Origin of the sequence: Streptomyces humidus, from assembly GCF_014649655.1 — a bacterium.
Taxonomy (GTDB): domain Bacteria; phylum Actinomycetota; class Actinomycetes; order Streptomycetales; family Streptomycetaceae; genus Streptomyces; species Streptomyces humidus.
Genome location: NZ_BMTL01000019.1, coordinates 53281 through 77784 on the forward strand (window position 1 = coordinate 53281; position 24504 = coordinate 77784).

30 protein-coding genes are annotated in these 24504 nt (G+C 70.9%); 21 read left to right on the forward strand and 9 right to left on the reverse strand.

The annotated features are described in order from the left end of the window. Nucleotides 1–39: 39 nt before the first annotated feature. The 7 genes from IE239_RS22260 (at nt 40) to IE239_RS22290 (ending at nt 6956) form a co-directional block, all read left to right on the forward strand. A complete protein-coding gene (locus IE239_RS22260) occupies nt 40–558 on the forward strand; it encodes an Lrp/AsnC family transcriptional regulator (RefSeq protein WP_190151131.1) in 519 nt (172 codons plus the stop codon). A gap of 19 nt (nt 559–577) precedes the next feature. Then, nucleotides 578–1942, forward strand: coding sequence for an aspartate aminotransferase family protein (locus tag IE239_RS22265; protein ID WP_190151132.1), 1365 nt, complete (start codon nt 578–580; stop codon nt 1940–1942). Between the two features lie 195 nt (nt 1943–2137). Beyond that, nucleotides 2138–2881 carry an ABC transporter ATP-binding protein gene (locus IE239_RS22270; RefSeq protein ID WP_190151133.1) on the forward strand — a complete coding sequence of 248 codons (744 nt, stop codon included), beginning with the start codon at nt 2138–2140 and terminating at the stop codon, nt 2879–2881. Further along, entirely contained in the window at nt 2863–4260 is a 1398-nt protein-coding gene (locus IE239_RS22275) for a hypothetical protein (RefSeq protein WP_190151134.1), read from the forward strand. The genes IE239_RS22270 and IE239_RS22275 overlap by 19 nt, the downstream gene beginning before the upstream one ends. 126 nt (nt 4261–4386) lie before the next feature. Beyond that, nucleotides 4387–4806 carry a VOC family protein gene (locus IE239_RS22280; protein ID WP_190151135.1) on the forward strand — a complete coding sequence of 140 codons (420 nt, stop codon included), beginning with the start codon at nt 4387–4389 and terminating at the stop codon, nt 4804–4806. Between the two features lie 110 nt (nt 4807–4916). Next, nucleotides 4917–6044 (forward strand): LOG family protein, encoded by a 1128-nt coding sequence (locus IE239_RS22285; protein ID WP_190151136.1) that lies wholly within the window; start codon nt 4917–4919, stop codon nt 6042–6044. Nucleotides 6045–6206: 162 nt separating this feature from the next. Continuing rightward, entirely contained in the window at nt 6207–6956 is a 750-nt protein-coding gene (locus IE239_RS22290) for an LAETG motif-containing sortase-dependent surface protein (protein ID WP_190151137.1), read from the forward strand. A gap of 75 nt (nt 6957–7031) precedes the next feature. Here the strand turns inward: IE239_RS22290 and IE239_RS22295 are convergent, their stop codons facing one another. The 5 genes from IE239_RS22295 to rlmN form a co-directional block, all read right to left on the reverse strand. Beyond that, a complete protein-coding gene (locus tag IE239_RS22295) occupies nt 7032–7868 on the reverse strand; it encodes a maleylpyruvate isomerase family mycothiol-dependent enzyme (RefSeq protein ID WP_190151138.1) in 837 nt (278 codons plus the stop codon). 25 nt (nt 7869–7893) lie between these two features. Next, complete coding sequence (locus IE239_RS22300; RefSeq protein WP_190151139.1) at nt 7894–8916, reverse strand: ABC transporter ATP-binding protein; 1023 nt, start codon at nt 8914–8916, stop codon at nt 7894–7896. Next, nucleotides 8916–10607 carry an ABC transporter permease gene (locus tag IE239_RS22305; RefSeq protein ID WP_373308130.1) on the reverse strand — a complete coding sequence of 564 codons (1692 nt, stop codon included), beginning with the start codon at nt 10605–10607 and terminating at the stop codon, nt 8916–8918. The genes IE239_RS22300 and IE239_RS22305 overlap by 1 nt, the downstream gene beginning before the upstream one ends. Beyond that, the gene (locus IE239_RS22310) at nt 10583–11674 is read right to left on the reverse strand and encodes a thiamine ABC transporter substrate-binding protein (protein ID WP_190151140.1); all 1092 of its coding nucleotides are present in this window, start codon (nt 11672–11674) and stop codon (nt 10583–10585) included. Before IE239_RS22310 ends, IE239_RS22305 begins: the two co-directional genes overlap by 25 nt. Nucleotides 11675–11883: 209 nt before the next feature. After that, the gene (gene rlmN, locus IE239_RS22315) at nt 11884–12990 is read right to left on the reverse strand and encodes a dual-specificity RNA methyltransferase RlmN (RefSeq protein WP_190151141.1); all 1107 of its coding nucleotides are present in this window, start codon (nt 12988–12990) and stop codon (nt 11884–11886) included. 119 nt (nt 12991–13109) lie between these two features. Here rlmN and IE239_RS22320 point away from each other — a divergent pair, with 119 nt between their 5' ends. Continuing rightward, nucleotides 13110–14264, forward strand: a complete 1155-nt coding sequence (locus IE239_RS22320; protein ID WP_190151142.1) for a hypothetical protein — start codon at nt 13110–13112, stop codon at nt 14262–14264. A gap of 395 nt (nt 14265–14659) precedes the next feature. Beyond that, on the forward strand, nt 14660–15217 hold the full coding sequence (locus IE239_RS22325) for an HD domain-containing protein (RefSeq protein WP_190151143.1): 558 nt from the start codon (nt 14660–14662) through the stop codon (nt 15215–15217). An 8-nt stretch (nt 15218–15225) separates the two neighbouring features. Here the strand turns inward: IE239_RS22325 and IE239_RS22330 are convergent, their stop codons facing one another. From IE239_RS22330 to IE239_RS22340, 3 genes are read right to left on the reverse strand one after another with little or no spacing between them, the layout of a single operon-like run. Continuing rightward, entirely contained in the window at nt 15226–15417 is a 192-nt protein-coding gene (locus IE239_RS22330; protein ID WP_190151144.1) for a hypothetical protein, read from the reverse strand. Between the two features lie 21 nt (nt 15418–15438). Further along, entirely contained in the window at nt 15439–15909 is a 471-nt protein-coding gene (locus IE239_RS22335) for an NUDIX hydrolase (RefSeq protein ID WP_190151145.1), read from the reverse strand. A 34-nt stretch (nt 15910–15943) separates the two neighbouring features. Continuing rightward, nucleotides 15944–16675 (reverse strand): helix-turn-helix domain-containing protein, encoded by a 732-nt coding sequence (locus IE239_RS22340; RefSeq protein ID WP_190151146.1) that lies wholly within the window; start codon nt 16673–16675, stop codon nt 15944–15946. 156 nt (nt 16676–16831) lie between these two features. On the opposite strand from IE239_RS22340, the gene IE239_RS22345 reads away from it, so the two are divergent. The 12 genes from IE239_RS22345 (at nt 16832) to IE239_RS22400 (ending at nt 23899) form a co-directional block, all read left to right on the forward strand. Then, nucleotides 16832–17188: an SCO3933 family regulatory protein gene (locus tag IE239_RS22345; protein WP_190151147.1), complete on the forward strand. Its 357-nt coding sequence runs from the start codon at nt 16832–16834 to the stop codon at nt 17186–17188. A 2-nt stretch (nt 17189–17190) separates the two neighbouring features. Beyond that, nucleotides 17191–18543 carry an FtsK/SpoIIIE domain-containing protein gene (locus IE239_RS22350; RefSeq protein WP_190151148.1) on the forward strand — a complete coding sequence of 451 codons (1353 nt, stop codon included), beginning with the start codon at nt 17191–17193 and terminating at the stop codon, nt 18541–18543. Between the two features lie 82 nt (nt 18544–18625). Further along, nucleotides 18626–18790, forward strand: a complete 165-nt coding sequence (locus tag IE239_RS22355) for a hypothetical protein (protein ID WP_190151149.1) — start codon at nt 18626–18628, stop codon at nt 18788–18790. Then, a complete protein-coding gene (locus tag IE239_RS22360) occupies nt 18790–19464 on the forward strand; it encodes a DUF2637 domain-containing protein (protein WP_190151150.1) in 675 nt (224 codons plus the stop codon). The genes IE239_RS22355 and IE239_RS22360 overlap by 1 nt, the downstream gene beginning before the upstream one ends. Before the next feature lie 22 nt (nt 19465–19486). Beyond that, nucleotides 19487–19678, forward strand: a complete 192-nt coding sequence (locus tag IE239_RS22365; RefSeq protein ID WP_190151151.1) for a mobile element transfer protein — start codon at nt 19487–19489, stop codon at nt 19676–19678. Nucleotides 19679–19689: 11 nt separating this feature from the next. Next, the gene (locus tag IE239_RS22370) at nt 19690–19848 is read left to right on the forward strand and encodes a hypothetical protein (protein WP_190151152.1); all 159 of its coding nucleotides are present in this window, start codon (nt 19690–19692) and stop codon (nt 19846–19848) included. Nucleotides 19849–19859: 11 nt separating this feature from the next. Next, nucleotides 19860–20183 carry a SpdD-like protein gene (locus IE239_RS22375; protein ID WP_190151153.1) on the forward strand — a complete coding sequence of 108 codons (324 nt, stop codon included), beginning with the start codon at nt 19860–19862 and terminating at the stop codon, nt 20181–20183. A gap of 92 nt (nt 20184–20275) precedes the next feature. Beyond that, nucleotides 20276–20827, forward strand: a complete 552-nt coding sequence (locus IE239_RS22380) for a GGDEF domain-containing protein (RefSeq protein ID WP_190151154.1) — start codon at nt 20276–20278, stop codon at nt 20825–20827. A gap of 85 nt (nt 20828–20912) precedes the next feature. Continuing rightward, entirely contained in the window at nt 20913–21095 is a 183-nt protein-coding gene (locus IE239_RS22385) for a hypothetical protein (protein WP_190151155.1), read from the forward strand. Next, nucleotides 21088–22467: a replication initiator protein RepSA gene (gene repSA, locus IE239_RS22390; RefSeq protein WP_190151156.1), complete on the forward strand. Its 1380-nt coding sequence runs from the start codon at nt 21088–21090 to the stop codon at nt 22465–22467. Before IE239_RS22385 ends, repSA begins: the two co-directional genes overlap by 8 nt. Next, the gene (locus IE239_RS22395) at nt 22464–22661 is read left to right on the forward strand and encodes a helix-turn-helix domain-containing protein (protein ID WP_190151157.1); all 198 of its coding nucleotides are present in this window, start codon (nt 22464–22466) and stop codon (nt 22659–22661) included. Before repSA ends, IE239_RS22395 begins: the two co-directional genes overlap by 4 nt. Next, nucleotides 22661–23899, forward strand: coding sequence for a tyrosine-type recombinase/integrase (locus tag IE239_RS22400; RefSeq protein ID WP_190151158.1), 1239 nt, complete (start codon nt 22661–22663; stop codon nt 23897–23899). The genes IE239_RS22395 and IE239_RS22400 overlap by 1 nt, the downstream gene beginning before the upstream one ends. A gap of 216 nt (nt 23900–24115) precedes the next feature. Here IE239_RS22400 and IE239_RS22405 read toward each other — a convergent pair whose 3' ends face one another. Continuing rightward, a complete protein-coding gene (locus tag IE239_RS22405) occupies nt 24116–24448 on the reverse strand; it encodes a hypothetical protein (RefSeq protein ID WP_190151159.1) in 333 nt (110 codons plus the stop codon). Nucleotides 24449–24504: the final 56 nt, after the last annotated feature.

Consider the following 24504-nt stretch of genomic DNA (forward strand, 5'->3'; position numbering starts at 1 on the left):
AATTTCATCGCCTCGACCTTGCGGAACTGTCGAGACGTCGTGCACAGTGACCCCGTGGCCAGTCGAAGCGCAGAGCACAGGGACTCCCGCGAGTCCAGGAACGGCAGCACCCCTCACCTGGATGCCGTGAGTCTCGCCATCATCGAGCAGCTGCAGGAGGACGGCCGCCGGCCGTACGCCGCGATCGGCAAGGCCGTGGGCCTGTCCGAGGCGGCCGTGCGCCAGCGCGTCCAGAAGCTGCTCGACCAGGGCGTGATGCAGATCGTCGCCGTCACGGACCCGCTCACCGTGGGCTTCCGCCGGCAGGCGATGGTCGGGATCAACGTCGAGGGGGACGTCGAGTCCGTCGCCGACGCGCTGAGCGCCATGCCGGAGGTCGAGTACGTGGTGATGACGGCGGGCTCGTTCGACGTCCTCGCCGAGATCGTCTGCGAGGACGACGACCACCTGCTCGACGTCATCAACAAACGCATGCGCGCCGTGCCCGGCGTGCGCTCCACCGAGAGCTTCGTCTACCTGAAGCTGAAGAAGCAGACCTACATGTGGGGAACCCGATAACCGTGAGGACCCGATAACCGTGAGCACCAAGGACCTCAGCCGCACCGCGTACGACCACCTGTGGATGCACTTCACCCGCATGTCCTCGTACGAGAACTCGCCGGTCCCGACCATCGTCCGGGGCGAGGGCACGTACATATACGACGACAAGGGCAAGCGCTACCTCGACGGTCTCGCGGGCCTGTTCGTGGTCCAGGCGGGCCACGGGCGTGTCGAGCTCGCCGAGGCGGCCTTCAAGCAGGCGCAGGAGCTCGCGTTCTTCCCGGTGTGGTCCTACGCCCACCCCAAGGCCGTGGAACTGGCGGAGCGCCTGGCCGACCAGGCGCCCGGGGACCTGAACAAGGTCTTCTTCACCACCGGCGGCGGCGAGGCCGTCGAGACCGCCTGGAAGCTCGCCAAGCAGTACTTCAAGCTGACGGGCAAGCCCAACAAGTACAAGGTCATCTCCCGCGCGGTCGCCTACCACGGCACCCCGCAGGGCGCCCTGTCGATCACCGGTCTCCCGGCCCTGAAGGCCCCGTTCGAGCCACTCGTCCCGGGCGCGCACAAGGTGCCGAACACCAACATCTACCGCGCCCCCCTCTTCGGCGACGACCCGGAGGCCTTCGGCCGCTGGGCCGCCGACCAGATCGAGCAGCAGATCCTGTTCGAGGGCCCGGAGACGGTCGCCGCGGTCTTCCTCGAGCCGGTCCAGAACGCCGGCGGCTGCTTCCCGCCGCCGCCCGGCTACTTCCAGCGGGTGCGCGAGATCTGCGACCAGTACGACGTGCTGCTCGTCTCCGACGAGGTCATCTGCGCCTTCGGCCGCCTCGGCACGACGTTCGCCTGCGACAAGTTCGGCTACGTCCCGGACATGATCACCTGCGCCAAGGGCATGACCTCGGGCTACTCCCCGATCGGCGCGTGCATCATCTCCGACAAGCTCGCCGAGCCGTTCTACAAGGGCGACAACACCTTCCTGCACGGCTACACCTTCGGCGGCCACCCGGTGTCCGCGGCCGTGGGCCTCGCCAACCTCGACCTCTTCGAGCGCGAGAACCTCAACCAGCACGTGCTGGACAACGAGGGCGCGTTCCGCTCCACGCTGGAGAAGCTGCACGACCTGCCCATCGTCGGCGACGTCCGCGGCAACGGCTTCTTCTACGGCATCGAACTGGTCAAGGACAAGGCCACGAAGGAGTCGTTCAACGACGAGGAGACCGAGCGCGTCCTGTACGGCTTCCTGTCCAAGGCGCTGTACGACAACGGCCTCTACTGCCGTGCCGACGACCGTGGCGACCCGGTCGTCCAGCTCGCCCCGCCGCTGATCTCCGACCAGGGGACGTTCGACGAGATCGAGCAGATCCTGCGCGCCACGCTGACGGAGGCGTGGACCAAGCTGTGACATCAGCCTGATCAGCTGATCAACACCGGCCCCGGCGTCGACCGTTCGAGTGAGAAACGGCGGCCCGGGGCCGTGTGCTGTCCGGATGCCCGCTCCCGCCTCCTTAGCGTGCCAGTGACCGATCGGCCCTGCCTTCGTTCCCCCGCACGGGGGACAGGGCACGGGAACCACAGATCTGAACCGAGGTGTACGCCCATGGAGGCCCGGCCGGACAACGACGTGCTCTGGGCACGCTCCCTGCACTTCTCGCACCCCGACGGCTCCCCCGGGCTGAGCGGGGTCTCGCTGGGTGTGCGGGAGGGCGAGATCCTGGCCGTCAGCGGACCGCGCGGCAGCGGCAAGACGACCCTGCTGCGCTGCCTGTCGGGCCTCGCGCGCGCCCGGAGCGGCGAAGTCTGGTTCAACAGCGTGCCCGTCCACACGATGGGTCCGACGGCCCGCGAACGGCTGCGCCGCGACCGCTTCGGCTGGATCGACCCCGCGCCGCTCCTCGTCCCCGAGCTCAACGTCTGGGAGAACGCGGCCCTCCCCCTGATGCTGCGCGGCACCGGCCGCCGGCGGGCCAAGGCCGCCGCGCTGGAGTGGCTGGAGCGCCTGGACGTCGGCGACCGGTCGCGCTGCCGCCCGCACGAGCTCACCCACGCCGAGCGCCAGCGGGTCTGCATCACCCGCGCCCTGGCCCCGGCCCCCTCGGTCCTGTTCGCGGACGAGCCGACGGCCCCGCTGCACCGGGCGGACCGGGCCCACGTCCTGCGCACCCTGACGACGGCCGCCCGCGCGCACGGCATCACGGTGATCCTGGCCACCCACGACGCGGAGACCGCCGCCCTCGCCGACCGCACGGTGCCGCTGCTGGACGGGCGGCGGGTCAAGACGGTCCACCTGCCCCCGGTCGCGGAGTCGCAAGGCCGGGGGGCGGCGTGCTCGCTCTCCGTCTGACCCGCAGCGCTCGTCCCGCCGTCCAGCTGCGCCGCCTCCTCGTGGCGACGGCGTCGGCGGGCACCGGCTTCCTCCTGCTGAGCACCCTCGGCCACGCCCTGGCCCACCCCGAGGACTCGGCGGCCTCCGCGCTCCGGCTGGCCTGGTGCCTGGTCCCGCTGGCCGCGACCGTCCACCTCGCGCTGGCGGTGGCCCGCACCGACCCCGGCACCCGGCCCCGCCCCGGGCTTGCCGCGGCCGGCCTGGGACCGGCCCGCCTGATGGCCGTCTCGGCGATGACGACGGCCCTGTCCACGCTGCTCGGCTCCATGCTGGCCCTGCTCGTCTTCCTCCATCTGCGCGGCGACCTCACGGGCATGCCCTTCGACGGAGCGGCCCGCGACTTCCTGGCGGCCGGCCGCCCGCTGCCGCTGCCCGCCGCGCTGACCCTGCTGGCCTTCGTCCCGGTGTCCTCGTCGATCGCGGTGATGCAGATGCTGCGCCCGCGGGACGCGCGGGTGGCGGCCCGGACGGCGCCGCGCAGATCCGGCCGGTTCGGGGCGTACGCGACGACCGGACCGGGAGAGACGTTCGGCGCGTACGGCAGATTCGGCAGCCGGGCCGTCCGCCCCCTCGCCGGGACCGCCCCGGCCGCCGCCGCCCCGGGGAGCGCACCCCCGCGCCCGGAGGGCGCGCTCCCCGCCCCGGCGGACGGCGCTCCCGGGGAGACCGTCCCGGGTTCCGTGAACGGTTCCGCGCACCTGGACGTCCCGCAGGCGCGGGACGTCCCGGCCCCCGAGCCCACCGCCCTCCCCTGGGGCACGGCCCTGCTGGCCGCCGGTCTGGCCGTGGAGGCGTACGCCGACCGCGGCCCCGACGTCGGCGGTCTCCCCCTCCCCGGCGGCCTGCCGACCGGCCCCGCGGCCGCCCTGCTGGGCTGGACGCTCACCGCCGTGGGCCTGGCGCTCGCGGGTCCCGGCCTCACCCACCTGTGCGGCCGCCTGCTGCAGGCGGTCCGCCCCGGCGCCCTGCGTCTCCTGGCGGGCCGCGGTCTCATGCAGGAGGCCTCCCGCGTCGGCCGTCCGCTGGGCGTGGTCTGCGCGGTGGCCTCCGGCGCCTTCACGATGGTTCGGCTGTACGACCCGGCCGACCCCTCCTTCGGCCCGCTCACCGTCCTCGGCGCCCTGGTCGTCGCCGGCTGCGCCGTCGCCACGCTGCTGACCGCTGCCGTGGAGGCCAGGCAGTCCCGCGCCGACACCACGGCCGCCCTCCTGCGCCTCGGCGCCCCGGCCAGGACGCTGCGCAGCGCCGCCGCCCTGCGCACCGGCGCCCTGCTGGCGCTCTTCGCCCCGCTCACCCTGATCGTGGCCGAGCTGGCGGCCCTGCCGCTGATGCGCTGAAGCCTCCCGCACCCCCGCACCGGCACGAAAAAATATTCCCCCGCGCCGATGAGTTCCTCGCAGTCCCCCGGTCTACCCCTCGACACAACGCACCACACACAGCAGCGATCCACCGGGAGAGACCAGATGAGCACCTCCGCCCACCAGCAGATGATCTTCGTGAACCTGCCCGTGAACGACCTGGACGCCTCGAAGAAGTTCTTCACGGACCTCGGCTACTCGATCAACCCCCAGTTCAGCGACGACAATGCCGCCTCCGTGGTGATCAGCGACACGATCGTCGCGATGCTCCTCACCAAGCCGTTCTACTCGACCTTCACCAAGAAGGAGATCGCGGACTCCGCGACCACCAGCGAGGTGCTGATCGCGCTGAGCGCGCAGAGCCGCGAGAAGGTCGACGAACTGGTCGACAGGGCGCTCGCGCTGGGCGGCTCGCCGAGCGGCGAGACCCAGGACCACGGCTTCATGTACGGCCGTTCCTTCGACGACCTCGACGGCCACACCTGGGAGATCGTCTGGATGGACCCGTCGGCCGTCCAGAGCTGACCGGCGCCGAGGCCGAGCCGGAAGCGAACCGGGACCGAGGCGGGGCCGAGCCGGGAACGAAACCGGGGACGGCCTCGAGCGCCGGCACGGCCGGTGCCTAGCATGGGCGGGTGCATCCGACGACACCCGCCCAGCCGTTCGACGGTTCCCACGACCGTGAGATCGAGTCCCTCGCCGAGTTCGACGAGGTGGTCGCCGCTCACGGCACGCTCAGCCACTTCCGCGTCCAGTCCGTCGACCTGACGGACCGTACGGACGCCCTGCTCTCGCTCGACACCTCGGGCGCGGTCTTCCTCGGCTGCCCGATGGACCCGGCGGCCGCCGCCCGCACGCGTGCCTGCGGCGCCCTGGTCCTCCCGCCCGTGCCGGGGCTGGCCTTCGACCCGTACCGTGGCTGCGTCTACTCGCCGGACGAGTTGTTCGCGTCCCTCGACGAGGGGTACGAGGCGACCCCGGACGCCCGGACCTACGCGTGGTTCCAGCGCACGAAGGCGGACGGCGACATCTTCGGCTCGATGCTCCGCTCGATCCACGACGAAGCCGTCTCGGACGCCCTGGACGAACTGCTCGTCGGCGCGCGCGTGGTGGGCGTGATGGGCGGTCACGCGATGGCGCGCGGCACCGAGGAGTACGCCGGCGCCGCCCGGCTCGGCCGTGAACTCGCCCGCGCCGGACTGACGGTGGCCACGGGCGGCGGACCCGGCGCCATGGAGGCGGCCAACCTCGGCGCGTACGCGGCGCCCTTCGGCGCCGGGATGCTCCCCGAGGCCCTGCGGATCCTCGCCAAGGCGCCCGCGTTCACGCCCTCGGTCACCGACTGGGCGCGGGCCGCCTTCGAGGTCCGCGCGAAGTGGCCCGGCGGCGGGCCTTCGGTCGCCGTGCCCACCTGGTTCTACGGCCACGAGCCGCCGAACCCGTTCGCCGCGCACATCGCCAAGTACTTCTCCAATGCCGTCCGGGAGGACGGCCTGTTGGCCCGCTGCAACGCGGGCGTGGTGTTCCTGCCGGGCGCCGCCGGGACCGTCCAGGAGATCTTCGACGACGCGACGCCCAACTACTACGAGTCGCGTGGCGAGCCGACGCCGATGGTGCTGGTGGACCGTGCGCACTGGACGGAACGGCTGCCGGCCTGGCCGCTGTTGCGGTCCCTGGCGCGGGAGCGGTCCATGGAGTCCCGTATCGCCCTGGTCGACCGGATCGAGGAGGCGCCGGAGGCGCTGAAACGTCTCGGTGGTTAATAAGCAGGCAAAGCCAACCCCTCAGAGGGGTGGCCGCATTGACACTGCTTATGAAACGCTTATAGACCTGTGAGCCTGCTGGGGATGGTGACGCACTCGGCTCACCGGGGGCGCCATCTCCCCCTCCACCCCCTGCAGTTGCGCTTCCCGTAAAGGACAAACGTGTCCCTTTCCCGCCGTACCGCCGCCCGTTCGGTGCGCATCCTCGGTGTCACCGCCGCGTCCGCGGCCCTTGCGCTCAGCGCCGCCGGCACCGCGCCGGCCACCGAGATCGGCGACTTCTCCGCCGCTGCCGCCTGTGACGGCACGAGGGGCGTCATCACCGTCACCGCCAAGGGCCCTCTGGACGCCCCGGCCGAGATCACCGTCTTCCTGGAGAACAACGGCGCCGACCTGAGGCAGGTCGGCGCGGCCCAGACCGTCAAGGGCTCCAAGAAGGGCGCTGTCACCGTCTCCTTCGCCGAGGCCTGGGAGCCGAACGCCGAATACCGGATCCACGTCGTACCGGTCGCGGCCGCCAAGAAGAAACTCGCCGCGACCGGCATCCCTGCGAGCGGGGCCGACATCGCGCCGAACGTGACCACCCCCTCCAGGGCATGCGCGGCCGAGGACACTCCGCCCGCGACCACCACCCCGTCCGCGACGCCGTCCTCGACGCCGTCCCGGACCGCCTCGCCGTCGGCCGGGACCGTCACCCCGGCCCCGTCCCCCTCGGATGCGACGGGCGACACCGCCGCGCCCCCGCCCCCCGCGAGCAACGCCCCGTCGCCCGCGGTCCAGGAGTCCAACCTCGCCGAGACCGGCGCCAACTCCAACACCGGCCTGATCGTCGGCATCGCGGCCGTCCTGGTCGTCGTCGGCGGCGGCGCGGTGTTCTTCGGAATGCGCCGCCGTGGAGCCGGCGAACGCTGACCGCACGGCGCCCCCCACGAACCGAACACGAACGGCCCGCCCCCGATCCGAGAGCGGGCCGTCCGTCGGTCCGGCTCAGCCGAACGTCGCCTTCTCCAGCCAGAACTCCAGGACCTCGCGCTCGCCGAGCACCTCCAGGCCGGGGCTGTCCAGCGGCAGCCGACCGTAGAACGCGAGCAGCACGCGGGTGAGCGGGCCGCGCAGGGCGACCGTCGTCTCCCCGTGGCCGGGACGCCATTCGACGCCCTGCTCGGTGAGTTCGATCACCCTCCCCCACTCCCCGGCCGGCGAGAGCGCCGTCGCATCCGGCACCGCGCCCGGCTCGGCGGGGGCGTCGGTGGCGTGCAGCTGGAGGGTGCGGCCCGCGACGAGCAGTTCCCGGGCCGCCGCGTGCGGCTCGTTGCGCTGCACCCACCGCACGAGCTGCAGCCACTCGTCCACGGCGTCGGCGGCCACGTCCGGCGCGACCTCGTAGGACAGTCCAGCGGCGAGCGCGGCGTCGGCGCGGTGCACGGTGATCTCATGGGTCATCCGGCGCGCCCAGAAACCGCTGTCGGGCACTCCGGCCCAGCTCCACACCTTCGTGTCCGGGCCGGCCTCGCGCAGCGCGCCGACGACCAGTTCGCCGCTCTGCGCGAGCCAGGCGTCGAGCGCGGCCGGGTCGCCCTCGCCCTCCGGTCCGCCGAGCAGCGGGATCCGCTCGTCCGGGACGTTCTCCCGTGCCCGGGTCCGCACCAGCGCGTCCACCCAGCGCAGGGCGCCACCCATGTGCCGCACGAGCTGCTCCAGCGTCCAGTCGGGGCAGGTCGGCACGGTCGCCGCCAGATCCGCCCCGGAAGTCACCACCGTCCTCAACTCACCGACCTGATGGGCGATTTCGTCACAATACCGGTCATGCGTGAGAACAGTCATGGCGAGCACCCTAGGCGCCGGGGGCTCAGTCCAGCACCACGATCTCGGCCGGGTCGAAGGACACCCCCACCGTGCTCCCCACCTCCGGCGCGTCGCGCAGTGCGCACGCCGCCTCCAGCCTCGGTGCGCCCTCCGGCTGGAGGTGCAGGGCGACATGCGTGCCCCGGAAGGTGCGGGCGGCGACCGTGCAGCGCAGCCCGTCGTCCGCGTCCCCCAGACGCACGCCCGCGGGCCGGACGAGCAGTGTGCGCGCCCCCTGACCGGAACCGGCCGGCACCGGCGCCTTGCCCCACGGCGTGACCGCGACCTCGCCCGTGACGGTGGCCTCCACCACGTTGTCGAAGCCGAGGAAGCGTGCCACGAACGCGTCCGCCGGCCGCTGCCACACCTCCAGCGGCGAACCGGACTGGGCGATTCGGCCGTCCCTCATCACCACGACCCGGTCGGCCAGCGCGAACGCCTCGCCCTGGTCATGGGTGACGGCCAGCACCGTGGTCCCCAACCGGCCGAACAGCTCCCGCAGTTCGACGACCAGCCGTTCCCGCAGCGAACGGTCGAGCTGACCGAGCGGCTCGTCGAGCATCAGCAGCCGGGGCCGCGGCGCGAGGGCCCTGGCCAGCGCCACCCGCTGCTGCTCACCGCCGGAGAGCGAGGCCACGGCCCGTCCGGCCGCGCCCGGCAGCCCGACGAGTTCGAGCAACTCCCTCACCCGCTCGCCCTGCCGGTCCCTCGGCATGCCGTGCATCCGCAGGCCGAAGGCCACGTTGCCGCCGACGTCCCGCTGCGGGAACAGCTGGTGGTCCTGGAACATCAGCCCCAGCTCGCGCCGGTGCGCGGGCACCCCCGCCTGGTCGCGCCCGTCGAGCGCGACGCGGCCGGAGTCCAGGGGCTGCAGACCGGCCACGGCCCGCAGCAACGTCGACTTGCCGCTGCCGCTGGGCCCGAGCACGCACACCACCTCGTGCTCGGCGACCACGAGATCGACGGCGTCCAGCACGGCCCGCCCACCGAACCGCACGGTGGCCCGATCCAGTTCGAGCGCTCGCATCAGAACTCTCCCGCCCGGTCGGTCCGCAGCCGCTCCAGCACCAGCAGGGCCACCGCGCACACCACCATCAGAATCGTCGAAAGGGCCATCGCCTGGCCGTAGTTGAGTTCTCCGGCCCGGCCGAGCAGACGCGCCACGGCCACCGGCAGCGTCGGGTTGTCGGGCCGTGCGATGAAGACCGTCGCCCCGAACTCCCCGAGCGACACCGCGAAGGCGAACCCGGCCGCGACCAGCAGCGCCCGTCGCACCATCGGCAGGTCGACCTCGCGCCACACCCGCCACGGCGACGCCCCGAGCACGGCCGCCGCCTCCCGCAACCGCTGGTCCACCGCCCGCAGCACCGGCAGCATGGTCCGCACCACGAAGGGCACGCCGACCAGCGCCTGGGCCAGCGGCACCAGGATCCACGTGGCGCGCAGATCCAGCGGCGGCTCGTCGAGCGCGATCAGGAACCCGAAACCCACGGTCACCGCGGAGACGCCCAGCGGCAGCATCAGCAGCGCGTCGAAGCCCCGGACCAGCCGTCCGGCGTCCCTCCGGGTGAGCGCGGCCGCGGCGAGACCGCCGACGACCAGGGCGATCACGGTCGCGGCGACCGCGTACTGCAGCGAGTTGCCGATCGCGTCGATCGGCGGGACCAGAAAGACGTTCCCGTCGTCGCGGACCAGCGCCCGGTAGTAGGCGAACCCGGGCGCGTCCAGCGAGCGCTGCACCAGCACCGCGAGCGGCAGGACCAGCAGGACGGCGATGCTCGCGAGCACCCCGGCCAGCAGCGCCCACTGCCCGGCCCCGCGCGGCCGGCGCGCCGTCCCCGCCGCGTCCACCAGCCGCAGCGCGGTCTCCCGCCGTCGCACCGTCCGGGCGTGCACGGCGAGGACCGCGCCGACGGCCGCGAACTGGACGATCGTGAGGACGGCGGCCGTGGACAGGTCGAAGATCTCGGAGGTCTGCCGGTAGATCTCCACCTCCAGGGTGGAGAAGGCGGGGCCGCCGAGGATCTGCACCACGCCGAAGGAGGTGAAGGTGAAGAGGAAGACCATCAGGGCGGCCGCGGCGACGGCGGGCCCGAGCGCGGGCAGGGTCACCGTGCGCCAGGCCCGCGCCCGGGACGCGCCCAGCATCCGCGCCGCCTCCTCCTGCCGCGGGTCGAGCTGCGCCCACAGCCCGCCCACCGTCCGCACGACCACCGCGTAGTTGAAGAAGACGTGTGCCAGCAGGATCGCCCACACGGTCGTGTCGAGGCGTACGCCCCACAGGTCGTCGAGCAGCCCGCCACGCCCGACGAGCGCGAGGAACGCCGTGCCGACGACGACCGTCGGCAGCACGAACGGGACGGTGACGACGGCTCGCAGCGTCTGCTTGCCCGGGAAGTCGAGGCGCGCGAAGACATAGGCGCCCGGCAGCGCCACCAGCAGCGTGAGCGCGGTGGAGGCGAGCGCCTGCCAGGTGGTGAACCACAGCACGTGCCGGATGTCGGACTGCCCGAGCACGTCCCACAGCCGTCCGAAGCGCCACGACCCGTCGACGTGGAGTCCCCGGGCGACGATCGCGGCGACCGGGTAGGCGAAGAAGACCGCGAAGAACGCGACGGGCACGGCCAGGAGAGCGAGCCGGGCAGCCGCGCTCCCCCGGGCGCCCCGGGCTCCCCCGGCGGCCTTGGCCGGGGTCACTTCAGCACGAGCGAGGTCCACGACCTGACCCACTGGTCACGACGGTCGGCGATCTTCGCCGGGTCCATGGTCTCGGGCTCCTTGGCGGCGGGCCCGAACCGGGTGAACTCGGCGGGCACGGCCGCGCCCTTCACCACCGGGTACACGAACATGTTGAGCGGCATGTCCTCCTGGAACTTCCTGCCGATCAGGAAGTCGATCAGCGCCTTGCCGCCCGCGCTGTTGGAGGCGTTGCTCAAGAGCCCCGCGAACTCGATCTGGCGGAAGCAGGTGCCGGACGCGACGCCGGTCGGCGCGGTGGACGGCTTCGGGTCGCCGTAGATCACCTCGGCCGGAGGCGAGGAGGCGTACGAGACGACGAGCGGCCGGTCGGCCTTGGCCTTCCTGCCGCCGGCGGAGCCGGAGAACTCCTCGTTGTAGGCCTGCTCCCAGCCGTCGACCACCTTCACGCCGTTGGCCCTGAGCTTCTTCCAGTAGCCCTCCCAGCCCCCATCGCCGTACTTCGCGGCCGTGCCGAGCAGGAAGCCGAGGCCGGGCGAGGAGGTGGAGGCGTTCTCGGTGACGAGGAGGTCCTTGTAGGCGGGCTTCACCAGGTCGTCGAAGGAGGCGGGCGGGGCCAGCTTGTGCGCGGTGAAGTACGCCTTGTCGTAGTTGACGCAGATGTCGCCGAAGTCGACCGGCGTGACCCGGTGCTTCTTCGCGTCCAGCTGGTACTGGCTGCCCACCTGCGCCAGCCCCGCGGCCTCGTACGACTGGAACAGCCCGTTGTCGAGAGCACGGGACAGAAGGGTGTTGTCGACGCCGAAGAAGACGTCGCCCTGCGGGTGGTCCTTGGTGAGGATCGCCTTGTTGACGGCCTGCCCGGCGTCGCCGTCCTTGAGGACCTTCACCTTGTACCCGGACTGCTTCTCGAAGCCGGCGAGGACGCTCTTGGAGACGGCCCACGAGTCGTGGCTGACGAGGGTGACCGTCTTGGAGCCCGTCGAGGACGCCGTCCCCTTGCCGTCCGTGGATCCGCACGCGGACAACGCGGGCAGGGCGACCAAGCCGAGCCCGACGGCCACGGCCACGAAGGTCTTGTTCTGCACTGGTTTTCCTCCTGGGGTTGACCAGGAAGAGACGCGGCCCCGCCCGGGTCCGCACGGGACTCCGGGCAGGGCGCAACAGCTCGAGTGATGACCGAACTTCCTACCCAGAATGACCTGGGCGAGGTTCAGAGGGTCTGCGGCCTGGGTGCCGCACTCTCAGCGCTGTGGCGCTCCCCTGTCGGAATATGAAGATGTGTACGGTCCTCAGACTACCGCTCGGTGGCCGCGAGCTGACCGCACGCCCCGTCGATCTCCTGGCCACGGGTGTCCCGGACGGTCACCGGCACCCCGTGCGCGGCGATCGCCTCGACGAAGGCCTTCTCGTCCTCCGGCCGGGAGGCCGTCCACTTCGAGCCCGGAGTCGGGTTCAGCGGGATGAGGTTGACGTGCACGGGCTTGCCGCGCAGCAGCCGGCCCAGCCGGTCGCCGCGCCAGGCCTGGTCGTTGATGTCCCGGATCAACGCGTACTCGATGGAGAGCCGGCGACCGGACCGCTCGGTGTACTCGAACCCGGCGTCCAGCACCTCACGCACCTTCCACCGTGTGTTCACGGGGACGAGGGTGTCCCGCAGCTCGTCGTCCGGGGCGTGCAGGGAGATCGCCAGCCGGCACTTGAAGCCCTCCTCGGAGAACCGGTGGATGGCCGGCACCAGCCCGACCGTCGACACGGTGATCCCGCGCTGCGACAGCCCCAGCCCGTCGGGGGCGGGGTCGGTCAGCGCGCGAACGGCGCCGACGACCCGCTTGTAGTTGGCGAGCGGCTCGCCCATCCCCATGAAGACGATGTTGGAGAGCCTGGCGGGCCCGCCAGGCACCTCGCCGTCGCGCAGCGCCCGCATACCGTCGACGATCTGGTGCACGATCTCTGCGGTGGACAGGTTCCGGTCCAGCCCGGCCTGCCCGGTGGCGCAGAACGGGCAGTTCATCCCGCACCCCGCCTGCGAGCTGATGCACATGGTCACCCGGTCCGGGTAGCGCATCAGCACCGACTCCACGAGCGTGCCGTCGAACAGCCGCCACAGCGTCTTGCGGGTGGTCCCCTTGTCCGTCGACAGATGCCGGACGACCGACATCAGATCGGGCAGCAGCGCCTCACGCAGCTTCTCGCGGGAGCCGGCGGGGATGTCGGTCCACTCCGCCGGGTCGTGCGCGTACCGGGCGAAGTAGTGCTGCGAGAGCTGCTTGGCGCGGAACGGCTTCTCCCCGATCTCCGCCACGACCTCCTTCCGCTCGGCGGGCGAGAGGTCGGCGAGGTGCCGCGGCGGCTTCTTGGCTCCGCGGGGGGCGACGAAAGTGAGTTCTCCGGGTGCAGGCATAACACGTCCAGTGTGGCAGATCATCTGCGGGGCCCCAGGCCAGAGCGGGGTGGGGGTGGTCACCCCTGGGTGCCGACTGTCAGCGTTGGTCGACCTCGGACGGCCCAGGGACGGCCCGGGTGGCCTGGCTGTCGCTTGCGAACGTTGACTTGCCCATGCAGCACTTGCTCTCTTTCAGCGAAGGCGGCTCGCCTGCTAGGTACGCTCAGCACATGAATCCGGAGGGGATCGCCAACGCAGTGGTCTCGGTGCTTGCCGCCGCAGGAACACTGGCTGGTGTAACTAGCCGAACCAGGCGGCGACGCAATGAGATCAGAGAAAACCTGAGCTTGGCAGAAGAACTTCAAAAGAACACGATTTTGCGCGATCACACTCCTGCCGTCGCTTGGCTGCACGGAAAGATCGCCTTAGACGTTGCGAAACTCTCCGGACAACCGATCGGCGCTCCCAAAAAGCCGATCCCTAAAGGTTCCGTCGTTTTCGCCACCATCCTCCTACTCGCATTCGGGAGCTGGACATACTGGCTAAACAGAGACGGTTTCGTTTGGTACTCATTGGTCACAGGCGCTTTGGCTGCCTCAATGGCAATCTCCATCTTGGGAATGACCACCAACAGGGAGATTCCCCCTGATGCAGAGAATGAAATGCCCGAGGGTGCACATCCTCTCGGTTCTCAGTCCCCCGCAGAATCAATAGTGACGTCAGTCGCCATGGCAGCTATGAGCTCGGACGGGAGATTCGAAGATGAGGGGCAACTCGGGGTGGCATTCCGCTTCATACGCCATATGACGGCGGGAGAGTTCGACGATGCAGTGAACCTGGCTGATGAGAACTGGCTCCGGTGTCGAATTCAGGCATGGCTATGGAATGCCCGAGCCTTCACCGGAGATGATGAAGCACAGATGCAGGCCACAACCGATGCCATGATGATCACTCGAAGTGGTCACGCCTTTTGGGAGGCCTTCTCCTCTGCTGAGGTTGAGTTCTTCCAAGACGCATGGGGCGAAATTGACCCCGATCAGCTAGGCGGGGCAAGCAGGCGTCGACGAGTTGCCCGAGACTACGACCTCGTGATCGTAGCGCCGCTGGGTGAAAGCGGTGGCTACTTCGTCAATTCCCCTACTCCGGTACCTGGAGGATTGACTTTCCTCATGCACAACTCTGACGGAAGCTGGCTTTTGGCTAACCATTTGGGAGGAGCACCGCCTCTGCCGGGATACCCTCCCTCATGGTGGATTGCTAACGATCCCAGCCTTGATGAACTTCGAGACTAGGTCGGTGGAGCGGCTTTGGGCTGGAGCTGCTTTGGGGGGAGTGATCATGGCCCCGTAAGCTGATGGCGAGTCGGGCAGTCAGTGGACCTGCCCGTAAAGCACGACGTTGGGGCCATGATCTTCGAGGCTCCCCCCAAAGTGGCTGCCTAAAGCCGTGGAGCCGACCGCCCCAGCCACAGAGGGTGTCTCCCGCTTCATGCCCGCAGCCGCGAGCGCGCCGCCGGGCGCGGCCAGCCGGGGCGCAGACAGGAGGCAGGCCGCGCCGCAGAGGCGGCGCGCGCCCGCGCCGTGCGCGGGCTCTTGATGAAGTAGGGAAAGTTCTACCGCGCTCGTGATCACGAACCGCTCGATCGAGGCCTGTCGGCTCCGTACTCGTCTCGGATACCGTTCCATCCATGCCTTCTGCACTGGACACGCCCCAAGGGGCTGCGGACCTCGCCGAGTCCCTGCTGCCTCCGCTCGGGAACCGCTGGCTGCACACTCAGGCCGTGGCCGCTCGGGCGCAAGAGATCGCCGGGGCTGTGTCTGAGGCTGACCGGGATCTCCTCGTCGCTGCCGCGTGGCTGCACGACATCGGCTACGCCCCCGAACTGCGTGACACCGGCTTCCACCCCATCGATGGCGCGCGCCATCTGGAAACGCTGGGTGCGCCGGCACGTCTCGTAAGGCTGGTCGCCCATCACTCCGGTGCCGTGTACGAGGCGGAGCAACGCGGCCTCTCGGCGGAGCTGGCCGTCTACGAGCGGGAAGACTCGCCGGTCCTGGACGCCCTGATCATGGCCGACATGACGACGGGCCCCGCGGGGCAGTCCTTCGACTTCGACACCCGCATCGACGAGATCCTCGTCCGCTACGAGCCCGGCAGCGAAGTGCACAACGCGATCAGCAAGGCGCGGCCGTACCTCGGCGCTGCTGTTGAGCGGACGCGGAACCGTCTTGGAGTGAGCACCTGATCACTCGGTCAACGGGGCTGTCCGTGCTTGTGCAGCGCGGCGCTGGCGCGGAATCGCAACCGTCCGCAGCGATCTTTGTCCGCATCGGATGCGTTCGCGGGACAACAGCAGTGGTCGGCCAGCCAACGCAGGTCTTCGGGGTCCAGCCAGAGCGGCACTCGCCCCTTGCCCGCTTCCGCTGACGGGTCGGTTTCCTTCATGGGTGGACCCTACCGACACCCTCAGCCGATGTAGGGCTCTGCCCGGTCGGCCAACCCGTGCTCGATCCGCATCCGCATGGACGGGTGGATGTTCAGCTCGTCCAGCCTGCTCGGGTCGACGAACGCCACTTCCTTGCTCTCGCTGCTGGTGCGCAGCTCGCCCCCGGTGATCCGGGCCATGAAGCAGATCGAGAACTGCTGACGCACTTCGCCGTCGTCGTAGGCCATGACGTGGCCGGGGTCGGTGTAGAGCCCGACCAGGCCCGTCACCTCGACGTCGAAGCCGGTCTCCTCCTTGGTCTCGCGCACCGCTGCATCCGCGACCGACTCGCCGACGTCGACGCCGCCACCCGGCAGGGCCCACAGGTTGTTGTCGGTCTTGTGGATCAGCAGGACCTCTCCAGCCTCGTTGCACGCAACGGCGGTGACCGAGGGGACGATGCTGTTCGCCTTCGGGGCGTTCGGATCGTTGATGTAGTCGACGCGGGCCATGACTCCAGCCTCGCACGATGGGACCGCAGTTGGACTACGCGGGCCGCCCTCGCTCCCACGTGTAGTCGAAGCTCCGCATGTAGTGCCGGAAGGTGCGGGCGCCCGGGATGTAGCGGAAGTGCAGTACCGGGTTCTGCCCGGCGGGAGCTCCGAGCACGTGCGGGTTCACCAACACGTCGTCGTCGAAGCGGTAGATCGAGTTGTAGAGGATCGTGTCGTGCAGCCGGATCTCGACGCCGGGTGTCTTCATCGCCGGTTCGAGGTAGCGCCGCGTGATCCGGGCGCGTGCGGCCAGGTCGTCTCCTATGCCTTCCTCTTCGCCGCGCTGCCGGACCATCTCCGACTCCGGGTCGCCGAGAAGGACGCGCACCTGGGCCCCGGCCTTGGCTTTCTCGGCCAGCTCGTACGGCAGGTCGGGGTGGTTGTCGAAGAGGAACAGCCCCGCGTACACGAGGATGTCGACCTGGTCCGCCGCCTTCTCGATGAGCGATGACCACAGCGCGGCCGGCACCGCGCCCCGGTGCGGGTAGTAAGTGATCAGCTCGGACGTGCTCGCCGTCTCGGCCTGCTTCTCGACGGCAGGCCAGAGATAGACCTCGTCGACGCCGAGGTAGCTCGCGGCCTTCCAGCGGTGCCCCCGGTGCGGAGTGCGATCGGTCGTGATCCAGCGCTCCACGCTCTTGGGGTCGACCCCGACGTGCTGAGCCACGGACTGGATGGTCTCGCCCTTCGCCGAAATCGCCGCGCGCAGACGCTCGTTCGCCATGGCTTACCCTTCCTCGGACGCTTCAGGGACGTTTTGACGATAACTCAGACGTCCCTAAACGTCCAGACGGACCGTGATGTGTCCACCCCCTCTCGCGGTCTCCTGATCTCACCGACGGGAGTCGGTCAACAGCCCGCTACAACAGGAGACAAGACGATGCGTCAGATCCCCGTGGACACCTCCGCCGCGACCGTGATGGTCGCCAAGACCCCGCAGCCCAAGGTCAAGGACCGCCGCACCGGTGAGATCGCCATCGACGTGGAGACCGGCGCGAAGATGATGACCGTGGACGTGATGTTCGCGGCGAACGATGAGGTGGAGATCCTTTCCATCGCGGTCCCGGAGCCGGGTATCTCCGGTGAGCTGGCCATGGGCACGCCGGTCGCGCTCACGGGCCTGGTCGCCCGGCCGTGGGAGAACGACTTCAACGGTCAGAAGCGGCACGGGATCGCCTTCCGTGCGGTCGCCGTGACCTCTCTGGTCGCCGCTGCCGCGCAGTCCAAGGCGGCCTGATCATGACCGCCTTAACGGTCGCTCTGGTGCTGGTCGTCGCCCCTGCGGGTCTCCTGCGGTGGCGGCGTCCCGCCTGGTACTGGATGACCTTCGGCGTCACCCTCGCCACGCTGCGGGTCCTGGTCCGCTACGCCTCCGTCATGGACGCCTGCGGGCTGACGGTCCCGCCCTCGCGCTGGCGGCTGGCCCTGGCCCGGGTCGCAGGCCGGGACGTCCCGCAGTCCCGCCCGCCGCGCATCCTGCGTGTCCGCCCGACCCGGACCGGCCTGGTGCTGCGGCTGGGTCTTCGGCCCGGACAGGATGCCTTCGACGTCGCCGCCTCCTCGGACCGGCTCCGGCACTCGTTCTCGATGTACGGGGTCACCTCGCGTGAGGTGCGCTCCGGGGTCGTGGAAGTGCGGATGACCGGCTATGACGTCCTCAAGCGGGTGCAGATGCCCGCTGCGGTCGATACCCGCCCGATGCTCGTCCCGGTCGCCCTGCGCGAGGACGGGTCCGTCCACTACCGCGACTACCGGGCCGTCCCGCACGCCCTCACCCTCGGTGCGACGGAGTCGGGGAAGTCGGTCTATCAGCGCAACCTGGTCGCTGGGCTCGCGCCGATGGACGTCGCCCTGGTCGGCATCGACTGCAAGCAGGGCGTCGAGCTGTTCCCCCTCGCCCGCCGCTTCTCCGCCCTCGCCGACAACCCCGACACCGCCGCCGAGCTGCTGGACGCGCTCGTGTCCCGGATGGAGGGCGTCTACCAGGTCATCCGCGCCGAACAGCGCATCACCTCCGCCATCGCAGACGCGGAGATAGCCGCCGACATCTGGGACCTGCCCGAACACCTGCGGCCCGTGCCGGTCGTGGTCCTGGTCGACGAGGTCGCCGAACTCGCGCTGGCCACGAAGAAGAGCGACCCACGCCGCGACCGGATCATCAAGGCCCTGGTCCGCCTCGCCCAGCTCGGCCGCGCGGCCGGCATCTACCTCGAGATCTGCGGCCAGCGCTTCGGCTCCGAACTCGGCGACGGCATCACCATGCTCCGCGCCCAGCTCACCGGCCGCACCGCCCACCGCGTCAACGACGAAACCTCCGCGAAGATGGCCTTCGGCGACATCTCCCCGGACGCCGTGCTGGCCGCCATCCAGATCCCCGCCGAACTGCGCGGCGTCGCCATCGCCGGGGACTCCACCGGAGGCTGGCACCGCATCCGCGCCCCGCACACCTCCCTGCGCCAGGCCGTGAACATCTGCAACCGGCATGCCGACCGGACCCCGGACCTGCCCGAACTCGCTCCCTTCCGGCCCGAGCTGACCGGCACCGCCCCGGCGGTCGAGCAGCTGGCCGAGGCCGCGCCCGTTACGGCCTGAGCTCCACGCTCCACGGTCGGCGCGACCGCCTTCGCGCCCGGTCCCTACCCCTGCCATGCCTGATGAAGGGAGAACCCCCGTCATGTGCCCCGACTGCGAGGACTTCGCCCGTACCGTCCTGCTCCTCGGCCAGCTCGCCCTCTACGCCGACACCACCGGCGCGGACCTCGACTTCGTCGACGCCGTCAGCCCCGCCCTGGCCGCCTCGCTCCCCGAGCCGCCCGCCATGCCCGGTGAGGGGTCCTGATGGCCGCCCGCCACGGTCTGCGCGTGGACGCCGTCCTGGTCCAGGCTGTCATCGCCGGAGCGCTGTCCTTCGCCCACCTGCACGACCTGGCCGCCGCTGCCGGGCAGGACGGCTGGAAGGCGTGGGCCTACCCGATCAGCGTGGACCTGCTCCTGGTCGCCGCCTGGCGACGACTGCGCTCCGAGGGCCCGTCCCGGCTGGCCTGGTGCTGGTTCCTCATCGCCCTATTCGCCTCCCTCGGCGCGAACATCGCCACCGCCGGATTCCTCGACCTGGCCGACCCGCCCGCCCTGCTCCGCCTCGGCATCGCCGGATGGCCCGCCCTCGCCTTCCTCGGCGGCACCCTCCTCGCCCACTCCGCCGACCACCACACACCCACCCCGCCGGCACCCGCACCGGCCCCGGAACCCGACACCGTCCCCGCCCCTGAGCCGCTCCCCGAATTCGCGCCTGTGCTCGAACCGGAGCCCTCGCCCACCCCGGTGGAAGAGCCCCCGGCCCTTCCGCCCGCCGACTCGACGCCCGCGGTTCCCGCCGTTCTCGTCGACCACGCCCGCAAGGTCGCCGCCGAATACCGCGACCGGACCGGCGGCCCGATCGACACCGACACCCTGCGCGCCCGCCTCGGCGTCCCGCCCCACCTCGCCGATGCCATCGCCGCCCAGCTCGCCTGACCTCGAAGGGAGAACCACCGTCATGCCCGCTCGCGACAACTTCCACTCCGTCATGCGGATCGGCCCCGTGCAGATCGGCACCCACCGCGACCGCAACGGCCAGACCAAGCATGCCGCCGTCTGCACCGCCGACCGCTGCGGCTGGTCCGCCGACTACTCCAGCGGCACCGCCGCCCAACTCGCCGCCCGCACCCACCGCTGCCGCGTCCGCTAGGAGACACCGCCATGCAGGTCCCGCTCTGGTTCACCCTCGCCGTCGTCGGCTACCTCGGCTGCAAGCTCTTCCGCCCGCCGCTCTGGCTGGTCCTGGTGCTGCTCCTCGGCGGCTACCTCATCGCCGACAGCCTCCTCGCCCCCGTCATCGACACCGCCATCACCAAGTAGGGAGACCCGCCATGCTCCGCCCGAAGATCCCCACCATGCCCACCCCGACCGGGCTCGTCTCCCGGCCCGCCGTCGTCGAGCCGACCGCCGTCATCCAGCACGTCCCCGTCACGCCCGCCCCGGCCCCGGCCGCTCAGGCCCCGGCGTCCTCGCGACCCACCGTGCAGCTCACCCCGGGCTCCGTGCTCGCCCTCGTCGGCGGCGGCACCGCCGTCGTCCTGGTCGTCGGCACGGTCCTCGTCTCGATGCTCCTGGCGGTCGCTGTCACCGCCGCCTCGGTCGCCGTCTGCGCCCTGGTCATCCGCTCACTCGTCTCCTCCCAGCACCACCGCTGAAAGGTCCCCGGGGCGACGCACAAGCCGCCAAGCACGCCGCCGCCTCTGGGACCGCGTTCCGGTACGCCAACCGCATCGCCAAGGAGAACGCCATGGACCCGCACACCACCGCGAGCATCCTGCCGTTACTCGGCTGGGCCGTGCACGGCGGCATCCTCGCCCGCCGCCTCGCCTGCGCCCGCCGCGACCCGCTCACCGGCCTGCACACCCGCGCCGGATGGACCGACCGCGCCGACCACCTCATCCGCCGGCACTCGAACGCCGCCGTCCTCCTGGTCGACCTCGACCACTTCAAGACCCTCAACGACACCCACGGCCACGCCGCCGGGGACGCCGCCCTCATCGCCACCGCCGACCGGCTGCGCACCTGGTGCGGACGCAGCGGCACCGCCGGCCGCCTGGGCGGAGACGAATTCGTCGCCGTCGTCCGGGACCTGGCCGCCGCCGACCTCGACGCGCTCACCGCCGCACTCCACCGGCCGCTGCACTACGACGGGATGTCGCTGCCGCTGGCCGCCTCGGTCGGGGCCTGCCGCATCTCCGAGCTGCCGATGCCCGTCCTGCCCGATGCGCTCGCCGCCGCCGACGCGGCCATGTACGCCGCCAAGGGCCGTGGCCGTCGGGGCTCCCGCACCACTCGCTGAGAGGCCACCGGGTGGCGCACAAGCCGCCAAGCACGCCGCCACCCGGGGCCGTTCCTTCCAACCGCAATCGAAAGGAACCACCATCATGGCCCACCAGGCTCCCCGCCCGCCGAGGATCTGCCCGGCCTGCGACGGCTTCGCCGCCGCTATCACTCTCGGCGGCCGCGACCACCGTGGCCACCTCCGCACCATCACCGCGCACTGCCCGGCCTGCCAGGGCACCGGCACCGCCCGCACCCGCCGCAACCGCGAGGGCGCCCGTGCCTGACACCCTGCTCGACCCGACCACCCTCGGCGACCTGCTGAGGGTGGCTTCGGCGTCCGACTACGACCGCTGGGAAGACCAGATCCGCCGCACCGGCGGCTGCTCCGACCCCATCCACCTCACCGGCTGGACCCTCACCAAAGACAAGACCACCGGCGAGACCCTGCACCACTACTCCACCGAGAATGAACCAGGCGGACGCCTGCGTCTCGCCTGCGGCAACCGCCGCGCCTCCCGCTGCCCCTCCTGCGCCTGGACGTACGCGGGCGACACCTACCACCTGATCCGCGCAGGCCTCGCCGGGGACGATCGTCGAGACGTCCCTGCCACGGTCCGCGATCACCCCCGGGTCTTCGCCACCCTCACGGCCCCGTCCTTCGGCCGCGTCCACAACCGCCCCGATCACGGCGTCTGCCGCTGCGGCACCGTCCACCCAGCCGATGACCCCGCACTCGGCACCGCCCTCGCCCCGGCCACCTACGACTACGCGGGCGCCGTCCTGTTCAACAACCACGCCGGACAGCTGTGGCAGCGCTTCACCAACCGGCTCCGTCGCGAGATCGCCGCCCGCGCCGGCCTCTCCCAACGGGAGCTGAAGGAAGCCGCCCGGGTCTCCTACGGCAAGGTCGCCGAGTTCCAGAAGCGCGGGGCCCTGCACTTCCACGCCGTCATCCGGATCGACGGCCCCGACGGACCGGACACCACGCCCCCGGCCTGGGCCACCGTCGGACTCCTCGCTGACGCCATCCAGGCCGCCGCCGTCCACTCCTACACGTCCGTCTCGGTGCCCGCGGCCGGGGACGAGCCCGCCCGGACCTTCGGCTGGGGCACCCAGCTCGACGTCCGCCCCATCAAGGCCTTCGGAGACGGCTCCGACATCACCGAACAGGCCGTTGCCTCCTACGTCGCCAAGTACGCCACCAAGGCGGCCGAGAACACCGGCACCCTCGACCGCCGCATCGGCGAACTCGCCGAACTCGACCGTCACCAGGTCCCCGACCACGCCCGCCGCCTCATCACCGCGTGCAAGGAACTCGACCCGCTCTACCCCGACCGCCGCCTCTGGGCCTGGGCTCACATGCTCGGCTTCCGGGGGCACTTCTCCTCCAAGTCCCGCCGCTACTCGACCACTCTCGGCGAACTCCGCCAGGCCCGCGCCGACTACCGCGCCGCACAGGAACACGCCGCCCTCGGCCTCGAGGACGTCGAGCCGGACACAGTCCTCGTCCTGGCCGACTGGCAGTACGCCGGACATGGCCACACCCCCGGGGAATCAGCCCTCGCCGCCACCATCGCCCGCGGCCTCCAGGCCAACCGCGAAACCGCCCGCGAAGCACTACGCGACCAGCTCGCCATGGAAGGAGCCGCCGCGTGACCGTCCATACGCTTCCCGACCGCTACCTGACCCCGGCCGACGTCGCCGAGCTGCTCGGCGTTCCGGTAGAGACGCTGTACCAGTGGCGGCGGAAGCGCTCAGGTCCTCCGGCCTTCCGCGTCGGCCGGCACCTTCGCTACGACCCCGTCCGGCTTCGCGAGTGGGTCGACGGTCTGACGGAGGTGGCCGCCTGATGCCCGGTCACGTGCAGGATCGCTGGTACAAGACAGAGACGGGTCCGGACGGCAAGCCGGTGAAGGTGAAGACCGACCGCTACGGCGGCGGCCTGCGCTACCGGGCCCGATACGTCGGTCCCGACGGCACCGAGAAAAGCCGGTCCTTCCCCGACCGCCAGAAGCGCAAGGCTGAAGAGTGGCTGGCCGAGACGGCGGCCGACATGTCTCGTGGTCAGTACGTCGACCCCAAGGCCGCCCGCATGACCTTCCAGCAGTACGCGGAGCGCTGGATCACGGGCCAGACGACCGACCTGAACACGCGCATCGGGGTGGAGACCCGGCTTCGGCTGCACGCCTTCCCTCGCGTGGGGGCGCGCCCGCTCGGGTCCTTCCGGCCGGTCCACATCCGCGAGTTCGTGCGCGACCTGGAGAACGACCCGGCGATAGGCGGCAGCTACGCCCGCAACATATACGCCAACGTCCGCGCGGTGCTGTCGGCCGCCGTGGATGACGGCCACCTCGCCCGGAATCCGTGCTCGGCCGCATCCGTCCGCCCGCCGGCCGTCTCAGCCGCCCGGGTCGTGCCTTGGCTCCCGTCCCAAGTGCACGCGGTCCGCGACGCTCTGCCCGAGCGGTACCAGGCCATGGTCTCCGTGGGCAGCGGCTGCGGTCTCCGTCAGGGCGAGATCATCGGTCTGTCGGAGGACGCCGTGCACCTCGACGGCGACACGCTGCGGGTCACCACTCAGGTCAAGCTGATCCGGGGCGTCGCAGTGTTCGCTCCGCCCAAGGGCAACAAGGAGCGGGACGTACCGCTGCCGACCTCGGTGGCCTCCGCCCTACGGCAGCACATGAAGAATCACCCGCCCGTGGGCATCAAGCTGCCGTGGGGCCGGCCGGACGGCCCGCTCACCGAGCGGCGTCTGATCTTCACGAACACGGTCGGCGGCATCGTCTGGCGAAGCAACTTCAACTTCTACGAGTGGAAGCGCGCCCTCGCTGCGGCCGGCCTCATCCCGACGCCGGAAGCCGGGAAGCCGTACGCCTCCGCCCGGCAGCACGGGATGCATGCCCTTCGCCACTTCTACGCCTCGGTCCTCCTGGACGCGGGCGAGAGCATCAAGGCCGTGAGCGAGTACCTCGGCCATGCCGATCCGGCAATGACGCTGCGGGTGTACGCGCACCTGATGCCGAGCAGCCGCGAGCGGGCTCGCCGGGCCCTGGACGACGTCTTCGGCACGGCCCAGGAGCCCTGACGGCCCACCGACGGCCCACTGGGCACAAGACGGCCCCCTACTGGCGATAAAACCGCTGGTAGGGGGCTTCTTCATGCCCGGGGGTGATCAGTTCTCCGGGCTTAGGCATGGCTGTACCAGTGTCGCAGATCGATTCCCGTGGCCCGGGCCCTGAGGCCGGCGGGCAGGCCGTCCCCCGGACGCGGTGCCGCGCGCGGGGGACGGCGTGCCGACGGCTCAGGCGACGCCGTGCTGGCCGCCCTGGGTGAAGTCGCAGTCGTGACCGGCGCTGAGCACGCCGTCGCCGGTGTTGGAGTAGCCGTCGGACATGCTGCCGCAGGCCCTCACCCAGACGTCCGCGCCCTCGGGGATGTTCCACGGGTGCCGCTCGTCCGTGGTGTTGCATCCGGACGTGTTGTGGATCGTCCTGAAGTGCCATCCCTGGCCGGACTTGTACCAGGTCAGCTGCGCCCAGACGGTCCCGTTGTCGCACTGGTTGTCATGGATGAGGAATTTGTCGCCGTCAGCCACGAAGTACGCGTAGCCGTCGCCGTTGCTCGCGTCCGACACAGGCGAATTGGTTCCGGCGCTGGCGGAAGTCGCGGTTCCGATGACCAGACATGCCG

Coding starts and splice junctions, on each gene's coding strand:
- IE239_RS22335 (WP_190151145.1), bottom strand. CDS start 15,909: ATGGCCCGCGTCGACTACATCAACGATCCGAACGCCCCGAAGGCGAAC.
- IE239_RS22340 (WP_190151146.1), bottom strand. CDS start 16,675: ATGGCGAACGAGCGTCTGCGCGCGGCGATTTCGGCGAAGGGCGAGACC.
- IE239_RS22370 (WP_190151152.1), top strand. CDS start 19,690: ATGCAGGTCCCGCTCTGGTTCACCCTCGCCGTCGTCGGCTACCTCGGC.
- IE239_RS22345 (WP_190151147.1), top strand. CDS start 16,832: ATGCGTCAGATCCCCGTGGACACCTCCGCCGCGACCGTGATGGTCGCC.
- IE239_RS22300 (WP_190151139.1), bottom strand. CDS start 8,916: ATGCGAGCGCTCGAACTGGATCGGGCCACCGTGCGGTTCGGTGGGCGG.
- IE239_RS22360 (WP_190151150.1), top strand. CDS start 18,790: ATGGCCGCCCGCCACGGTCTGCGCGTGGACGCCGTCCTGGTCCAGGCT.
- IE239_RS22295 (WP_190151138.1), bottom strand. CDS start 7,868: ATGACTGTTCTCACGCATGACCGGTATTGTGACGAAATCGCCCATCAG.
- IE239_RS22325 (WP_190151143.1), top strand. CDS start 14,660: ATGCCTTCTGCACTGGACACGCCCCAAGGGGCTGCGGACCTCGCCGAG.
- IE239_RS22330 (WP_190151144.1), bottom strand. CDS start 15,417: ATGAAGGAAACCGACCCGTCAGCGGAAGCGGGCAAGGGGCGAGTGCCG.
- IE239_RS22280 (WP_190151135.1), top strand. CDS start 4,387: ATGAGCACCTCCGCCCACCAGCAGATGATCTTCGTGAACCTGCCCGTG.
- IE239_RS22400 (WP_190151158.1), top strand. CDS start 22,661: ATGCCCGGTCACGTGCAGGATCGCTGGTACAAGACAGAGACGGGTCCG.
- IE239_RS22385 (WP_190151155.1), top strand. CDS start 20,913: ATGGCCCACCAGGCTCCCCGCCCGCCGAGGATCTGCCCGGCCTGCGAC.
- IE239_RS22350 (WP_190151148.1), top strand. CDS start 17,191: ATGACCGCCTTAACGGTCGCTCTGGTGCTGGTCGTCGCCCCTGCGGGT.
- IE239_RS22355 (WP_190151149.1), top strand. CDS start 18,626: ATGTGCCCCGACTGCGAGGACTTCGCCCGTACCGTCCTGCTCCTCGGC.
- IE239_RS22270 (WP_190151133.1), top strand. CDS start 2,138: ATGGAGGCCCGGCCGGACAACGACGTGCTCTGGGCACGCTCCCTGCAC.
- IE239_RS22375 (WP_190151153.1), top strand. CDS start 19,860: ATGCTCCGCCCGAAGATCCCCACCATGCCCACCCCGACCGGGCTCGTC.
- IE239_RS22380 (WP_190151154.1), top strand. CDS start 20,276: ATGGACCCGCACACCACCGCGAGCATCCTGCCGTTACTCGGCTGGGCC.
- IE239_RS22365 (WP_190151151.1), top strand. CDS start 19,487: ATGCCCGCTCGCGACAACTTCCACTCCGTCATGCGGATCGGCCCCGTG.
- rlmN (WP_190151141.1), bottom strand. CDS start 12,990: ATGCCTGCACCCGGAGAACTCACTTTCGTCGCCCCCCGCGGAGCCAAG.